Source organism: Polynucleobacter yangtzensis (genome assembly GCF_001595965.1).
Taxonomy (GTDB): Bacteria; Pseudomonadota; Gammaproteobacteria; order Burkholderiales; family Burkholderiaceae; genus Polynucleobacter; species Polynucleobacter yangtzensis.
The window spans coordinates 1-280 of record NZ_LOJI01000012.1 but is presented as its reverse complement, the minus strand read 5'-3'; the positions used below and the strand labels follow the sequence as shown (position 1 = coordinate 280).

Below are 280 nucleotides of genomic sequence, written 5' to 3'. Positions count from 1 at the left end.
TATTTGCTGCCCAAGTGGCTAGAACACCAGAAGCGATTGCACTTGTTTATGAAGAGCAAAGCCTCACTTATGCGCAGTTAGATGCTCGGGCTAATCAATTAGCGCGTTACTTAATCAGTCAAGGTATTGGACCAGAGCAGATCGTCGCATTGCTCCTAGATCGCTCACCACAGATGATTGTTGCGCTGTTAGCGATCCTCAAGGCGGGCGCTGCTTACCTACCATTAGATCCTGACTATCCAGCCCAACGTCTATCGTTCATGCTGAGTGATAGTGGGGC

At 49.3% G+C, this 280-nt stretch carries 1 protein-coding gene; it reads left to right on the top strand.

Going from position 1 to position 280, the window contains the following annotated elements; genetic code table 11:
• The coding region (locus tag JaK3_RS05715) for an AMP-binding protein (RefSeq protein WP_150114213.1) at nucleotides 1-280 on the top strand (280 nt) is incomplete at both ends.